General features: G+C 59.6%; 11 protein-coding genes and 2 tRNA genes. 6 read left to right on the plus strand and 7 right to left on the minus strand.

Features of this window, described 5'->3' with window-relative positions:
• Positions 1-4: 4 nt before the first annotated feature.
• A complete protein-coding gene (locus P8K07_12445; protein MDG1959325.1) occupies positions 5-2,152 on the minus strand; it encodes a hypothetical protein in 2,148 nt (715 codons plus the stop codon).
• A gap of 108 nt (positions 2,153-2,260) precedes the next feature.
• Here P8K07_12445 and P8K07_12450 point away from each other — a divergent pair, with 108 nt between their 5' ends.
• Positions 2,261-4,594, plus strand: a complete 2,334-nt coding sequence (locus P8K07_12450; protein ID MDG1959326.1) for a glycosyltransferase family 39 protein — start codon at positions 2,261-2,263, stop codon at positions 4,592-4,594.
• Positions 4,595-4,756: 162 nt separating this feature from the next.
• Here P8K07_12450 and P8K07_12455 read toward each other — a convergent pair whose 3' ends face one another.
• From P8K07_12455 to P8K07_12470, 4 genes are all read right to left on the minus strand, one after another.
• Positions 4,757-5,125 carry a VOC family protein gene (locus P8K07_12455; GenBank protein MDG1959327.1) on the minus strand — a complete coding sequence of 123 codons (369 nt, stop codon included), beginning with the start codon at positions 5,123-5,125 and terminating at the stop codon, positions 4,757-4,759.
• Between the two features lie 94 nt (positions 5,126-5,219).
• Positions 5,220-7,271, minus strand: a complete 2,052-nt coding sequence (locus tag P8K07_12460) for a hypothetical protein (protein MDG1959328.1) — start codon at positions 7,269-7,271, stop codon at positions 5,220-5,222.
• Positions 7,272-7,445: 174 nt separating this feature from the next.
• The gene (locus tag P8K07_12465) at positions 7,446-8,432 is read right to left on the minus strand and encodes an SGNH/GDSL hydrolase family protein (GenBank protein MDG1959329.1); all 987 of its coding nucleotides are present in this window, start codon (positions 8,430-8,432) and stop codon (positions 7,446-7,448) included.
• 15 nt (positions 8,433-8,447) lie between these two features.
• Positions 8,448-9,488, minus strand: a complete 1,041-nt coding sequence (locus P8K07_12470) for an alkene reductase (GenBank protein MDG1959330.1) — start codon at positions 9,486-9,488, stop codon at positions 8,448-8,450.
• A 65-nt stretch (positions 9,489-9,553) separates the two neighbouring features.
• On the opposite strand from P8K07_12470, the gene P8K07_12475 reads away from it, so the two are divergent.
• Positions 9,554-10,528, plus strand: coding sequence for a TIGR03619 family F420-dependent LLM class oxidoreductase (locus P8K07_12475; protein MDG1959331.1), 975 nt, complete (start codon positions 9,554-9,556; stop codon positions 10,526-10,528).
• A gap of 22 nt (positions 10,529-10,550) precedes the next feature.
• Positions 10,551-11,324 (plus strand): hypothetical protein, encoded by a 774-nt coding sequence (locus P8K07_12480; GenBank protein MDG1959332.1) that lies wholly within the window; start codon positions 10,551-10,553, stop codon positions 11,322-11,324.
• A gap of 47 nt (positions 11,325-11,371) precedes the next feature.
• Here P8K07_12480 and P8K07_12485 read toward each other — a convergent pair whose 3' ends face one another.
• Positions 11,372-12,271, minus strand: coding sequence for an SDR family NAD(P)-dependent oxidoreductase (locus P8K07_12485; GenBank protein ID MDG1959333.1), 900 nt, complete (start codon positions 12,269-12,271; stop codon positions 11,372-11,374).
• Between the two features lie 65 nt (positions 12,272-12,336).
• A complete protein-coding gene (locus P8K07_12490; GenBank protein ID MDG1959334.1) occupies positions 12,337-13,227 on the minus strand; it encodes a ThuA domain-containing protein in 891 nt (296 codons plus the stop codon).
• 108 nt (positions 13,228-13,335) lie between these two features.
• Between P8K07_12490 and P8K07_12495 the strand changes: the two genes are divergently transcribed.
• The 3 genes from P8K07_12495 to P8K07_12505 all read left to right on the plus strand — a co-directional run.
• Positions 13,336-13,409, plus strand: a tRNA-Pro gene (locus tag P8K07_12495).
• A gap of 46 nt (positions 13,410-13,455) precedes the next feature.
• Positions 13,456-13,529 (plus strand) — tRNA-Arg (locus P8K07_12500).
• Between the two features lie 86 nt (positions 13,530-13,615).
• Positions 13,616-14,533 (plus strand): lysylphosphatidylglycerol synthase transmembrane domain-containing protein (locus P8K07_12505; GenBank protein ID MDG1959335.1); only part of this gene is annotated, 918 nt, incomplete at its 3' end.

A 14,533-nucleotide genomic window follows, 5' to 3' on the forward strand; every position in this document is an offset into this window, starting at 1 on the left:
CCGGTCAGCGTTCGAGACGAATTGTATGAAATCCGGCCAACCGTTCCTTTGAATTTTCGGACGATCCGTCGGTTACCGCAAACTCCAGAATCACATCACGCCCACGGAACGCACCGATATCCATCTCACCCAAAAACCATCTTCTTGCATCGATCGATTGCCGCGGATCGATCGCCGGCCAGATAGCCTCCTCAAGAAGCGCTCCTTCGGGCTCCCGCACCCGGACAATAAAGCCATGCGGACCCCCGGGAGTCTCCATCCACTCATCCGGACGTACGCCGTAGGAAAAGGTCAGTCGGGAAGCATCCACTGGGAGGCGAAGTGCAAAGCTCGCCGGTTTCTCTTTTCCTTGCGCTCCGCTGGCGGGCGCAAGAACCTCGGCAAAGGGCCACGCCTCCCAAAAGGTGTCCGATTCGTGCGCACCAAGTTCGCGCAGCCCCCAACCCGCGGCGGGCTTTTCTCGCTGAAGACCGACTAGCAGAGGCCCCATGGGCTCTTCGGTAAAGACGCGGTCGATCGTAAAATGATCGACCAGATATTGATAAAGCTCGGGAGCATTTTCCTCAAAAGAACCCAAGTGAGCGTATTGTGAGAGGCTGTAGACCACGCGTGGCACTTGATGGTCTTCAAGGTCGGCCAGAATGCGCTCATCGCGGCCCTCCTCCTGCACGGGCCAGATCACGTGGAACCCACCGGCCACGCGCCGATCGGCCAAAAACGGCAGCATGGGTTGCAGCGGATAGACGGGCAGAAATTCCGAATCCGCATCTTCGCCCGCCCAGGCAAGAACCTGATTCAGGATCGGCCCGTTCTGCACATCCGCGTAAACACCTGCTCGGGGCGAATTGATCACCGCCGTCATCTGGAGCCGCAACTCCAGAGCCAGATAGGCGCTCACGACCATCAAAACCCCGACCGCACCGACCGCGGCTCGCCAGCATGCCAAGCGGACCATCGGCGGGAAGCGACCTTGGAGGTCCGCGCACAAGACAGCCAGAAGCGCCATTTGGGGCGGAAGGATCATCATCAGGTGCGTCCAATCCCGCGGCGGGGGGAACGCGAGCAGAAAACCTCCGGCAAAACCGATCAGCAGAAAGCGCGCTGGAGGAAGAGGAGGTCGGGTTTTCGCCGCGGCCCGGAGAGAACCCGGCACCCAAAGAAGAAAGGCTGCGAAAAAAGAGAAGACCGGGATCCAGAATGCGAGCTTGAGCCCGATTTCCCAGAGCGCCGTTTCTCGCAAGATCCAGCCCGTCGAAATCGGCCCCCAGAAAAGGGTGACCAGAATCGCCGGAAAGTAATGTCCGATCTGTGCACGAAACTCGGTATCTTGTGTCCAGAACGGCCACAGGTCCGGTAGCCGCGGATAGGGATTAAAGCTGGTCGCCCCGCGAAGCGGTTGCAGAACGGCTTGCGTGTAAAATTCGACCAGGACGCCATCCATACCGAGGGCCAGCAAGCCTGCGAGCACCACCACCAGAGCGCCCATCCCGAAGATCGCCGGGCGCAGGAGAAAGAGATACCACGGCTGCAGTCCCTCCCGACGCAACCAGGGCAGGAGCAACATGGCCAACCCCAGTCCGCCGGTTACGCCGAGGCCGTAGTCCTGCTTGCAGAGGATCGCACTACCCGCGACCAGCCCCGCTACAAAGAGTCCGCTCCGCGAACCCGACTCCCAGAAATGAATCGCCAGCGCCGCTGCCAGAGTGATCAGGGAGGCGGAAGCCAGAGAGTAGCTATAAACCTGCCAATGCGGGAATGCCCAGATCCGGTAGGCGAGGAGAAACACCACGAACACCATGGCGACCGGGCGCGAAACCACCGCCCTCAGGATCCGAAAGAAGGCCGCCACGTAGACCGCAAATCCGATCAACGCGAGGTAACGCGAGCTCAAGACCGAGGTCTCGAAGAGGCGAAACCAGAACGCAAGAATATGAAACGCACCCGGAAAGGGATTGTCGACGTAAATATCGCCATAGAGCGAGTCACCGCGGTTGATATCCGCCGCGATGGCATGGATATAGCCCTCATCCAAAAGTCCGATCCATCGATCGAAGAAAAAGAGCGGATATAGAAGCGTCACCAATCCGATGCCGAGCATCAGCCAAATGTCGGTGCGGTCAAACTGCTGGAAATTTTTGGTTTCATCCGCCATGGGCCGGTCCTGACTCTAGCATCCTTGCGCCCTTGTTCTCGAACGTTTCGTTCCGGCGATGCCTTCGAGCGTTTACCCGCTTCCTGCGCGCTGGTAGAAGCGATTGGCATGGTTGAGTCGCGCGAAAGCTTCCGGGCGCAAAGAGCACACGGGGCAGCACACGAGGGCCCCGCTGCACCCGGGACAGTCGCGGACGCGTGGATCGCATGCGGCCTGGCGCTCCTGGCAGCCGCCGTCCACTGGCCACTCCTGCTGGCTGTCGCCGGCGGATGCGACGAGTGGCATGTGCTGCAAATCGGCGTGAACCTCCGGCACGGAGATCTCCTCTACACAGACACCAACCATATTGCCGGTCCCGGCAGCTTCTACGGGATGGCCGCGCTCTTTTCGATCTTTGGGGAGAGTCTGCTGGTCGCCCGTCTCACGATACTTGTACTCTTCTCGGGACTCGTAAGCGTCACCTACCTGCTCTGCCGACGGCTGACCGGGACGACCGCGTCTATTCTGGCGGCACTTGTCCTGATCGCTCTTCGGCTATGGACGTTTCCTCATTTCGCGATCTTTCATTACGCCACGACCGCTCTCATCCTCGTCACGATCGGCTTCTGGACCCTCCGCGCCCACGACAACCCCTCAAATCCGAGAATCGCCGCCGCTGGACTTGTCTGCGGGTTGGCCTTCCTGACCAAGCAGGATTCCGGCGCATTGGGCGGAGCCGGTGCTTTCCTCGCCCTGCTGATCGGCTTCGCCCTCCAGCGCTATCGTCAACCTCCCGGCCGTTCGCTTCCGGGCAAGGCTCTCGTCTTTATCGCCGCCGCGGCAACACCATTCCTGCTCGCCTGTCTCTACTTTCTCGCCCGGGGAGGCCTCGGACCTTATCTCTGGCAAACGATCTACGATCCCATTTTTCTGAATGCTCTTTTTGGCGCGGGAGCAGGCCCCGATGCGGCCGACTATCTGGATATACCGCGCCTCTTCCCGCTGGGAGAGCAGGACCCTGAAGTGCGCAGGTTTCTTTTCAGCTGGATGCCGGGCCTCGTTTGGGATCTGCATTGGAGAGATATTCTCGACAGCTGGATCTATCGCGAAACTTCGTGGCTCGACCTGAGTCTGAAGCTGATCTATCGCCTGCCAACTTTGGTGCTTCTTCTCGAGGCTATTCTTCTCGCATGGCGCTGGCTCGGTGGCGGAAAACACCAGGCACCCATCGATATGCTTGCCGCCCGCGCCGCACAATTGGCATTCACCGCCGGAGTTTGGATGGCCTTTTCCAAGCCGCGCGACTGGATTCATTTCTCCATTCTCCTGACCGCCTTCCTGCCGATTCTGGCGCGCCAGGTCGATGCCTTCCTCCGACGCTTGCCGGGCCTATGGCAGCCGGTTTTCTATCTGCCCGCTGGCGCGGCCTTCCTGCTTTTCCTCGCAGGCAGCGCCCATCTCGAGGTCCGTGCTCTGGAAACCTTCAATACACCCGTCGAAGGCGTGCGAGGGACCGTTTGGGTGCGGCCAGAAGACGCGATTGCGTATCAGGAGTTGATCAACCACCTACGCGAAACCCCAGAGGACCAACCTGTTCTGGTCGTCCCCTGCCTGCCGGTTCTGAGCTTTCTTTCCGACCGCCCACCACTCTCGCGCTTCATCTGGCTCTGGCCGCGAGACGCGTATGCGGATCGGGACCAACAAATTATCGCCGACCTCGAGGCTCGCCCCGATACCAGCATCGTTTACACCCTGATGCACACACCCTTTGCCCCGCGCCCGCAAGTCACGGTACCGAAGCTTTACGACTATCTGGCCGAAAACTATCGGATGGCAGAAGTCCATGGAGCCCCCGACAGGCTCTCCTGCGGGATTGCCGAACGCCGCCCACCGGCAACCACGCTCGACACAACGACCGGGAAACACAGCGAGGCCCCGGGCGCGTCGATCCTGCTCTACCGGAAGCTCAACCAGGCCAGTGCGCGTACCGACCAGAACGCTCAGGTCCCCGCCACCGACATCGCCGGGGTCGAGAACTGGCCTCTTACAAGGAACGTGCTGTTCCTCGAACCGGGCACCGAGCGACCGAATCAGTTGGCCATCACCACACACGTGCCACCAGCCGCGCGGCTCCGAACCGCCGCCGGCGTTCATCCCGATCGCTGGCAAAGTCTGGGGCCCTTTCCCCTGCGGCTCGCGATTGAAATTCGCTCAAAACGCGGAAGCGAGACGCTGTTTCTCGAAGACTTCGACGTGTTCCGGAACCCCCGGGAGCGTCTCTGGCAGGAAATCGACATCGACCTCTCGGCGTGGGCTGGGGAAAATGTCGAGATCGTCTTTCGTGCGACGGCCTTGGGCTGGAATGCCGGACAAAAGGATCTGGCGGGCTTCGCCGAGCCGAGAATCCTGATCGGTGCCCCCGCAACGGAAACCAACCGTTCCCCGGCAACGATCCGGCCCTGACGGGAAGTCCCGCGAGACGACGGCCTGGGTTCTCTGGCGTGCACCTGCGTCTGCTGTGACTCTGATGAACCCGGCCCGGCCATCCCCAAAAACAAATCGAGCCGATCGGCGGGCATGCCTCCCACCGACCGGCTCGAAATCCATCCTGTGAAGGGCGGCTCGTCAGCCCATCTTGAAAAAGACAGCCTTGTTGCCGTCGAGGTCGCGAAAATAACCGCCGTAAAAGCCAGGCATCCGCTCAGCCGGAGCGCCTTCGTCGCTGGCCCCGAGTGACAGGGCTTTCGCATGAAGCTCATTGACCTGCTCGGTCGTCTGGCAGCCGAAAGCGAGCATATTGCCGTTGCCCGGCTGCGGGTCTTGCTCGTTGTAGGGAATACAGGGGGCCAGTATCGGCTTGTCCATCGCTTCTCCGATAAAGGCAATGCGACCAATATCCATCAGGAGCTTGGCGCCAAGGGGCTCCAGGAGTTCCAGCCAGAATCCCTTGCACTTCTCCATATCCGTTGTGCCGATGGTGACGTATCCGATCATTTTTCTCTCCTCAAAATAAGTCTGCACGCCCGAATTGGGCGTGCAGATCTATTAGCTCATATGAGGATTCTTGCACCAGCAAGAATCGTCGGCTCTAGTGCACCCCTCGCAGCGGCTGGAAGGCCATTGCCGGCAAACAGGGGACGTTCGCGGCCGCCCACAGGTCGATCTGACGCCGCGCGAGGTCATTGAAGGTTCGAGGGGCGCTCACCCCCACAGGGTCGGCCACCGGATTGGGCCCCGCTGCCCCGGTCAGGAAGCCCGACAAGGCGGCTGGCTGTCCAAGCTGGCGAGTCCCCGCCGCCCCGACATGGGTGAAGAAGGTATTGGTCTCGCGCGCATGACATCCGCTGCAGGAGTTCAGGGAGAGCTCAAAGCGAGCGCATAGGTTCTGGATTGAGGCAGTGCTGCCCGGGAAGTCAAAGAAATCGCCGGCGTTATACGGCACATGTGCTGCAAGAAATGGACTCCCCGCAAATGTATCGGGTACCGTATGCGTCGCTGCGCAAATCGAGGTCAACTCGGTACTGACCCAGCTCTCCAGAGCGGTGGTGTTGTTCAACGCCTGAATCGGGTTCTGCTTTGCGGTCACGTGACTCAGGAGGCCGCTATTTTCGAGATTGAACTCACGAAGTTCCCAGAGCGGATTCAGCGCATTCTCGTTGGTCCGGATCTGATTGATGGAGCTGCCATTAGGCTTGCCCGGATTCGTATTCCGGTCGGTAAAGACATGCGTCAGCGCCTCCAGGCCGTCGAGGTAATTCGGTGATCCCATGGGGTGGTTCTGCAGGTCCAACCAATCGCTCGCATAAGCCTTGCAGGAACTGCAGGTATTCATATTGACGCCATATTCGAAGATGACCGTGAAAGGTACAGGCTGACAACTGTCGGTATTCAGCAGACCGAATACGAAGCGACCTTCGCCACAATTGCCGCCCCCGTAAGATGCGTTCTCACGCAAATCCACTCGGTTCACGATCGCCATCAGGCGAAACGGAGCGATCGACAGATCGAGTTGCCCGGGAGGCGCTCCATTCACAGCGCTTTCGTCCAACCACCTGTCGATGAAGTCCTGCATCGCAACGCGGGCCGGAATCGTCTGGCCATTGGCCGACTGCACCGTCGTCCATTGGTCCATCCACTCCAGAACGAAATCCGCAGGGAGAATACCGCTGCTCGGCTGGTTGACCATCTCCTCCATCAGGTACCCAAAGGTCCAGGGGCCCATCGGAGTGCCCATTGGATTGCCACCCGGACCGCAGGGATCAAAAGTTCGGACCGGGTCCTCGACCACCAATACATTTTTCACCATCAGGGTCCGTTCGGGATCGACGATCCCGGGAGCGATAGCCGGCTTGAGGGGCAAGGCGACCGGACGAGCAATTGCTTCGTCAGATAGAAACGTGAGGGGACCGGTTGGATCGACACCGCGATCACGCTGCACGCGACCATCAAACACAGGGACCGAATCGGGACCCGAGGCAGTCGATGCCTTGGCCAATTCCCGGGAATATCTCTGCCACTCTTTCGACTCGATGCTGATCTCCGAGGAAAAGGTGCGACTACCATTCTCCGAGACCAGTTCGATCTCGCGGCGATCCCCCGAGAGCACCGGAATCTTCGTCGGCAAACATTGTCCGGCGCGGGTCTCGGCAAAGGTCACATCGAAGCGCGCGCGACCGTTACCCAGAGGGGTCAGGCTCATCGCCTCGACCTCAGGAGGAGTCTTTGCGGCCAGTCTGGGCCGTGCCAGTACGTTGGACGCCGTCATGCCGTTGCTGCACACGGACACATCATCCGGCCCGGGTGCTGGTTCGATTCCGGTCGTAATATCCGTAATCTCCTGGACACATTCATCTGCAATATCGACAATGGCCAGAGGGTTTTCGACCACACAATCCGGACCATACTTCTGGGTCAGGCGAGAGATCTTCTTCTCCAGGGAAGCGCGGCAGCGGCGTAGATCCGGACCACTACCATTTTGCGTCGCTCGGGACTGAGCCTTGAGCGCACAGGCATAGTATTTGCCGTATTCTTTTTGCAGGTCAGCGGCACAACGATCGGCCGCAGCGACGATGCTGGGAGACATAAGGACCAGCGAAAGCGTAAGAATGGATGCAAGACGAGGGCTTTCTGAAATTGACATAGGTTTCCTCCGGACAGGACACGACAGATCTCGTGCAGGCCAGAAGAAACGCAGGAAGCATGCCAAAGCGAAAATAGTCCAAAAGCAGTCCCTGGCCCTGAAAACCTCCAGTTTTCTCGCGCAATCGAGCAAAGAATCGCGCACCTTGGCGCGCTGGCCTGCGCGAGATTCCGCTCAGGGGGTGGGCGGAAGCGGCTTGCCTGCCAGGGCGGTGCGCACCCAGGGAGCCAGCGTGGCATACCATTTTTTGAGCCCTTCTTGATTGAAATGGATCCCGTCAAACAGCAACTTTTCCTTGGTCGGATCGAACCCTTCACCCGGATCCACAAAAAAGACCCTCGCGTGATCCCCGAGCTTACGGATCAATCCATTGGTTTCGAGATTCTTCCGGATCTGGGCCTCATCGCGGGTCGATGGCGGAATGGCGACCAGCAGAATTTGTGCGTTCGGGGCCCGATACAAAGCTGCAGCCACGAGTCGGGCTATTCCTTCCGCCGTTTCTGCGGGATGACTCTCGTTACGGTCAACTCGGTGGTCATTGGTGCCGATCTGTATGGCGACCAGACGGGCCGTGGGTGCAATCAACCAGACTTTCGACAAAGTATCGCGCACTCGATTTGAAGGTGCGCCTGCGTTCAGAAACGCGTGGTCGCCAGCCAGCTCCGACCACACCTTACGATTGGGCTTCCACTTTCGTCGCGAATGTCCAATTTGCACCAACAGGGAATCTCCGAAAAAGACTCCTTCGACAGCCTCGCCTCGCATGAGCCGTCGAGCGAAATCGAGCTCATAATCTCTCTGGATCTGGCGCGTGGGAGTTTGGCCGACCGCGGCCTGCGGGATTGCCGAGGGGGTCCCATCGCGTAAAAATCGCCCGCTCGGGAAGCCTTCGCTATAATACGTAATCGCAACTCCGCTATCGAAACTCGCCAGGTTCTCCGGATCCGCTGCGGGCGCGCCAGCCACATCCTTCTCGGCGCCCGGCAGAGTCACGCGTGGCACCGGAATCAATGACTCTGTGCCGCGTTCATCGGCGGTTTCTCCAGCAGCTACGAATTGGCCCTCCGCCAATATGTTTTCGGCAATGGTCGTGCTCGCGAAAAGCCCGATCGTCACCAGAGCAAGAACAACTTCGCCCCTGAGCTGATTTTCTGAGCGCATCTGCATACGTGATTTTCAGTAGTCGATATAACCTGCCGGCCCTGGCGTATACAAAGTCCGGCGATCAAAAGTTGCCAGCGGACCTCCTTCCTCGGCCTGCCGAACAAGATCGGGATTGGAGACGAATAATCGAGCGAAGGAAACCGCTTCGCCAGCGCCTGCAGCGACCGCCTCGGCAGCTTCCGCCAGCGAGAAGGACTCGTTCAAGACGAGCGGCCCATCGAAATAGCGCCGGGCAAGCGCGATATTATCCAACTCGGCCTGCGGCCTTCGCATGATGTGGAGATACGCCAGGCCGATACCCCCCAGCGCTTCAAGAAGACCGGCAAAAGTTGTCTCGGGATCGTCGTCGTGCAGGTCATTGAACGGATTCCCTGGGCAGATCCGCAGTCCGACTCGGTCCGCACCGGCGGCCTCGGACATCGCTCGGAGGACCTCGAGGGGGAACCGGATCCGATTCTCAAGCGAACCACCCCAAGCGTCCTCACGGCTGTTGGGGCCTGCGCAGAGAAATTGTACGGGCAGATACCCACTTGTCCCGTGCAATTCGACACCATCGAAGCCGGCATCCATCGCCAGAGCAGCCGCACGACCATAATCCGCAATCACATCCAGAACCTCTTTTTCGGATAATGGATGTGGCTCATCAAAGGGCTGGAGGCCGTGCGCCTCGGTATAGATCTTTCCCTGTGCGCGTATCGCCGATGGCGCTACGGTTCTGCCGTGCTTATTGGCGGCATGCCCGATCCGGCCGCAATGCATCAACTGCGCGACCATTAACCCGCCCTCGCCATGAACGGCATCGGTGACCTGCTGCCATCCGGCAACATGCGCGGGCGTCACCAAGCCCGGCGTCCTTGCGTATCCCTGCCCGCCAAAACTGGGGTAGATGCCCTCACTGACGATCATCCCGGCCGAGGCACGCTGACGGTAATAGGTCACCATGAGGTCATTCGGGTTGCCGGAAATATCAGCACGCGAACGGGTCATGGGCGCCATCACGATTCGATTGCGCAGGGATAGCGCGCCCAGACTCGTTGGATTCAAAAGAGACAAGGTACCCCTATAGTCGATTCGGGGTTCTTCTGGAATCCTCGACCAAAAGAGATACAACTTCGGCAATGAACCCTGCTGATACGCCACCAACCGCACGTCCGTCCCTGTCCATGCAGCCGCGCAACTTTGCGCCCGAGGACCCGGGCCCCGGCGGCTGGCGCTGGTTGCTCGACCTGGCTCGTGGAGCCGATGCGGCGGGACTGGATCGGCTGGTCTTTGCTGACCATGTGGTATTCGGCGAAAATCTGGAAGCCTACGGTGACCCGAAAGCTGGTGGTATGCAGGGCGGGAAACAACCAACCGGCCCGGACGGCCATTGGCTCGAGCCGCTCACTCTGCTCTCGGTCCTGGCAGGTATCACCTCGCATACTCGACTCATGACCGGCATCCTGCTCGCGGGACTCCGTACTCCGGCTACTCTGGCGAAGACGGCCGCGACACTCGATGTTCTTTCCGAAGGCCGTCTGGATCTCGGGGTTGGCGTGGGATGGCAACGCGAGGAGTATGAAGCCAACGGCATTCCGCATGCGCGGCGCGGCGACCGCCTCGATCATACACTCGAGATATGCCAACTGCTGTGGCGCGAGAATGTCGCCGCTCACCAATCACCCGATGTGAATTTCGAGCGCATTCATATGCAACCCAAGCCTCTGCAACCCTGCGGAATTCCAATCTGGATCGGCGGTAGCCTGCACCCCGCCGCGCTCCGCCGCATCGTCCGCTTCGGCACGGGATGGATTCCCTGGGGACCGGATGCTGCCGACCCAGCCGCCGGTCTGCAAAAAATTCGATCTGCGCTCGCAGCCGGTGGCCGTTCCAGCGAAGGCTTTGCCGTGACCGCACCGCTTGCCGTGAAAAAAAATGCCAGTGGCGACATCGATATCATAGCCACCATGGCGAGCGTTCCCGCGATGCTCGAAGCCGGAATCACGGATTTCCGCATCCGTTTTCCGCTCCCCGCCGAGCAGACTGCCGTCGAAGATGCCATCACACCAGTCGTCGAAGGCTTTCGGAACGCCTCCGGCGAATTTTTAAATTGAGTTTTCAAACACCACGCTTCTCATGAAAAATTCCTACCGACTGGTCTGGTTTCAGCACTTTCATAAGGCCGCGGGCAGCAGCGTTGTCGCCACCGCTCTGGCGAATCAAGAGACCGCTTTCCCCGCGCATCAGAATGGAAATCCGTGCGACAAGCAGGGAGAACTAATTCCCCTCGACACCTATTCCAGCCAGGAGCTCACCTCGTTTGTCGACCGCTGCGAAAACGAGGGGATCACCTTCGTCGCGTGTGAGTGGGATATCGTCGATTACGACACTCTCAAAAGCGACCCGCGCGTCGTCCTGATCACTTGCATCAGAGATCCTCTAAAAAGGTTTGTCTCTGAATTCTACTATTCGTTCTACCGGGGGTTGCACGATCACGAAAACTTCGAGCTTCACCTCGCGAATCAGCTGAAAACCTCTCAGAACGAATATTATTGTCGGATTCTCAGCCGCAAACAAAGAGTCGAAGCGCTTGAGGAGGCAGACTTGGCGAGGTCAAAAAAGATTCTGTCAAACTTTGACTTCATCAGCGTATTGGAAAAGGAAAACTCTCTGAATGCCCTTTACACAGCACTCGGGTGGCACCTTGAAAAGGCGCGCCACATCAACAAAACAGGCTTCAATCGAAAACGTGCCTTCCGATTTTTCTTCAAGGGCAAACGACATCTGACCAAAAGGCACCGGACGCATCCGCAAGTGGCGCCGGATAAAGTTTTTTCCGATCGATTCGAAGAACATAATTCCCTCGATCGGCAACTCTACCAATGGGCTTGGCAGACAAGCCAGCTCTGAGTTTGGCCAGTCGCGAAAAGCACCTGACCATTGCTTGAGAAAATTCCTCAGGGCTTCTTCGGACGATTGACGAAGCGGCCTTCGTCCGCGGAATAAAACCATCCGCCACCGGCCAGGGTCCCTCCATCGGCAGGAAGGTTGTGGCCGGTAACGAAAGCCGAGAGGTCGCTGGCAAGAAATAGCGCCACCCGCGCCTGATCCTCGGGCCACCCCATCCGCCCCACCGGCGCCCAGGACTCCCAGCGCTCGGGCTCACCTTCGGTGCGCCCGGTATAGTCCACCTGCGGGGTTTGCGTCAGATCAGTGCCGATCCCGTTGACCCGGATTCCGTGCCGGCCTTCGCCAACGGCCAGCGAGCGCGTGAATTGGGCCACTCCAGCTTTCATCGCCGCATAAACAGGATCGCCCGGAAACCCGCGCATGCCTTCCACTGAGTGGACGTTGACGATCGAGCCTCCTCCACCCTCGATCATGGGCGCCAAAAAGGCGCGCGTGACCGCGAAGACATGCCCCAGATTGATATCGTACATCGCCCGCCAGGAATCCGGGTCCGATTGGCCAAACCGCACCAGAGGTCGGTAGTCGCCGACGTTGTTCACGAGAACATCGATGCCTCCGTGCTCGCCCAGAACCTCGGTGCGCAGTCGTTCGACATCGGCCGCGGCGGTGACATCGATCGCATGCGCGCGGCAAACACCGCCCGCCGCCACGATTTCGTCGGCGATGGCACCACCGGATTCGGCCGATACCTCTGCGATTTCGACTTTGGCTCCGTGCTGCGCGAAGAGTTTTACGATCGCAGCCCCGATGCCAGCGCCACCGCCGGTGACGACAGCCACTCGCCCATCGAGCAGTCGGCTCCAGTCCTCGATCGACGGGACGGACGAGCGGCTCTCGGGATCTCGGGCCTGATGCCTCCCCTGCCTGCTTCTCTTGTTACTCCCCATGACAAATCCTGTGCATGAACCCTGCCGGTAAAACCTTTGGAAGAATCCTGCGTTTCAACCCCACTTCAATCCACGATCGGATCACAGCCAGGGCCTTCGCGACCCGAGGCCCAGGCAAGGCCACCTCCGAGTAGCGCTTCCATCTCAGGCGTCGCGTAGGCTGCACCCGCATGCCCGAGGGCCGAATAGAACGCGCGGCCCTCCCCCACGCATACTGTCCAGACGATCGGATGGTCGCCCATGCGCAGATCGCGCTCGGAGCCGAAGATGCGCTGATAAGGCTCGTAGGTCGATTCATCCACCGAAACCAGAATCCGGAAACCGCTGTCGCGCGGGTTGGCATCCCAGGAATACCATTCCTCGGAGTGAATCCATTCTGCGGGCAAGTTCCGTGTCGCCGGGTGGTCGGCATCTTCGACAACCAATCGGGCATCCTGAAATTGCGGCCCCATCGTATGGGCGGTAAACACGCCCCCAATCAGCGAGTCGATATACCAATCCCAATCCGCATGCGACGAGTCCCCGGCGGCATGGGTCCCGATCCAACCGCCCCCGCCGTCCAGATAGCCGATAAAAGCGGCCTCCTGATCCTCGTCGAACATATCCCCGGTGGCATTGTGGAAGATCACGACTTCAAAACGCGCCAGATCATCCGGGTTGAACACCGCACCATTTTCGGTCGCAAAGACCGCGAAACCCTGCTCGGCCGCGAGGCGGTTCCAGAGGGGAATCCCGGCATCCATTGCCTCGACATGCCGGAACGAGTTGGTCTTGGTGAACAGGAGCACCGCGGGCTCTGCGAGATCAGGCGGAATCGCCGGGGCGACGGTTTCATGCACCCGCGAGGGGAAAAATACGCCCCAGGCACCGCTCCATTTGAGGAAACCCACACTGCCCAGAACCAGCAAAACGAGCACCGCACCGAGGCCGATCAGGACTTTTTTCCACATCTTCATTGGACGGATTCTCCCAACCCTCTCTCTGTCATGAGTTCGCCCGAATTGACAGCACCCCCGTGCCAACCGTAACAGGAAGAGTCCGTTTCGTTTTTTGAAGGTATTCCTCGGGGTGTGGCGCAGCCTGGTAGCGCGCCTGCTTTGGGAGCAGGATGTCGGAGGTTCAAATCCTCTCACCCCGACTCAGGAATATGCTGGAACGGGCCACACATATCGAAGCCAACACATGCGCCAGTAGCTCAGCTGGATAGAGCAACGGCCTTCTAAGCCGTAGGTCGCAGGTTCGAGCCCTGCCTGGCGCGTTTCCCGCCCGAGTCGATCCGGGGGCCAGCCCTCGAGCACCCTCTTCCTTGCTGTCCACCGGCAAAGCGTGCGAAGAAGGCAAGTCTTGAATTCCTCTGAAGAAGTCCCCTCGGCACCCGGGACCACGCCGTTGTGGAAAGCCCTTGCTCCCTGGGTCGGAGCGGTGGCTGTGATCGCCTATCTTTTCTTCGAGGTCCCCTACGCCGAAGTCTGGGAGGCGGCGAGCCAAGCCCGTCTCGATTGGCTCGTGCCGCTGATGCTGATTGCGGTCCTTTACTGGTTCCTTCTCGATTCGCTCGCCTACTCCTATCTTGTCACGCGCTTCAACACGCCCTTTGGGTGGGACGAGGCACGCGGGATGCGGGCGGTCACGTACCTGGTGGCCGCAATCAACTGGAATGTGGGAACAGCAGCGATCGTTCTCTACTTGCGTCGGTTCAAAGAGATCCCGCCACTTGAGTCCGCCAGCACTCTATTGTTCTACATGATGTTCGACACCCTGATCTTGACCAGCTTCGCTCTGGCAGGCGCCACAGTCTTCGGGGAATCCCCCGCGATCCAGAGGATCCAACTCGGTGCCGGGATCGTTCTGGCTGTGAATTGCCTGGTGCTGGCGATGCTCGCCGGGGAACGTCCGGGGTGGGCCTGGCTCGGGCGCATGCGCGCGTGGTCGGTCGTGCGCTCCTATCGAATGGCGAATCCACGCGACTTCGCTGTTTTATTGATGATCCGGATCGCCTACTTCGCCGGCTTTATCGGAGTCTTCTTTATCGGGGCGCTTTCTTTTGGCGTCGACGTGCCCTTCACTCTAGCCATGGCCTCGGTGCCCGCGATTCTTTTGGCAGGAGCTTTGCCCATCACGCCGGCCGGGCTGGGAACGCAAGCGGCCGCCATGCTGTTTTTCTGGTCGACCTACGGGGACCGCGGTGCGATCGTTGCTCTCGGTCTGGTACTGCCGGTCACGCTGACGCTCACGCGCGTGCTTCTCGGATTGCCCTACCTC

This window comes from Candidatus Binatia bacterium (genome assembly GCA_029248525.1).
GTDB lineage: Bacteria > Desulfobacterota > Binatia > UBA12015 > UBA12015 > UBA12015.

What these genes read in the sequence shown, in the direction of transcription:
- P8K07_12445 (MDG1959325.1), bottom strand. Translation starts at nt 2,152, where the DNA reads ATGGCGGATGAAACCAAAAATTTCCAGCAGTTTGACCGCACCGACATT.
- P8K07_12450 (MDG1959326.1), top strand. Translation starts at nt 2,261, where the DNA reads ATGGTTGAGTCGCGCGAAAGCTTCCGGGCGCAAAGAGCACACGGGGCA.
- P8K07_12455 (MDG1959327.1), bottom strand. Translation starts at nt 5,125, where the DNA reads ATGATCGGATACGTCACCATCGGCACAACGGATATGGAGAAGTGCAAG.
- P8K07_12460 (MDG1959328.1), bottom strand. Translation starts at nt 7,271, where the DNA reads ATGTCAATTTCAGAAAGCCCTCGTCTTGCATCCATTCTTACGCTTTCG.
- P8K07_12465 (MDG1959329.1), bottom strand. Translation starts at nt 8,432, where the DNA reads ATGCGCTCAGAAAATCAGCTCAGGGGCGAAGTTGTTCTTGCTCTGGTG.
- P8K07_12475 (MDG1959331.1), top strand. Translation starts at nt 9,554, where the DNA reads ATGAACCCTGCTGATACGCCACCAACCGCACGTCCGTCCCTGTCCATG.
- P8K07_12480 (MDG1959332.1), top strand. Translation starts at nt 10,551, where the DNA reads ATGAAAAATTCCTACCGACTGGTCTGGTTTCAGCACTTTCATAAGGCC.
- P8K07_12485 (MDG1959333.1), bottom strand. Translation starts at nt 12,271, where the DNA reads ATGGGGAGTAACAAGAGAAGCAGGCAGGGGAGGCATCAGGCCCGAGAT.
- P8K07_12490 (MDG1959334.1), bottom strand. Translation starts at nt 13,227, where the DNA reads ATGAAGATGTGGAAAAAAGTCCTGATCGGCCTCGGTGCGGTGCTCGTT.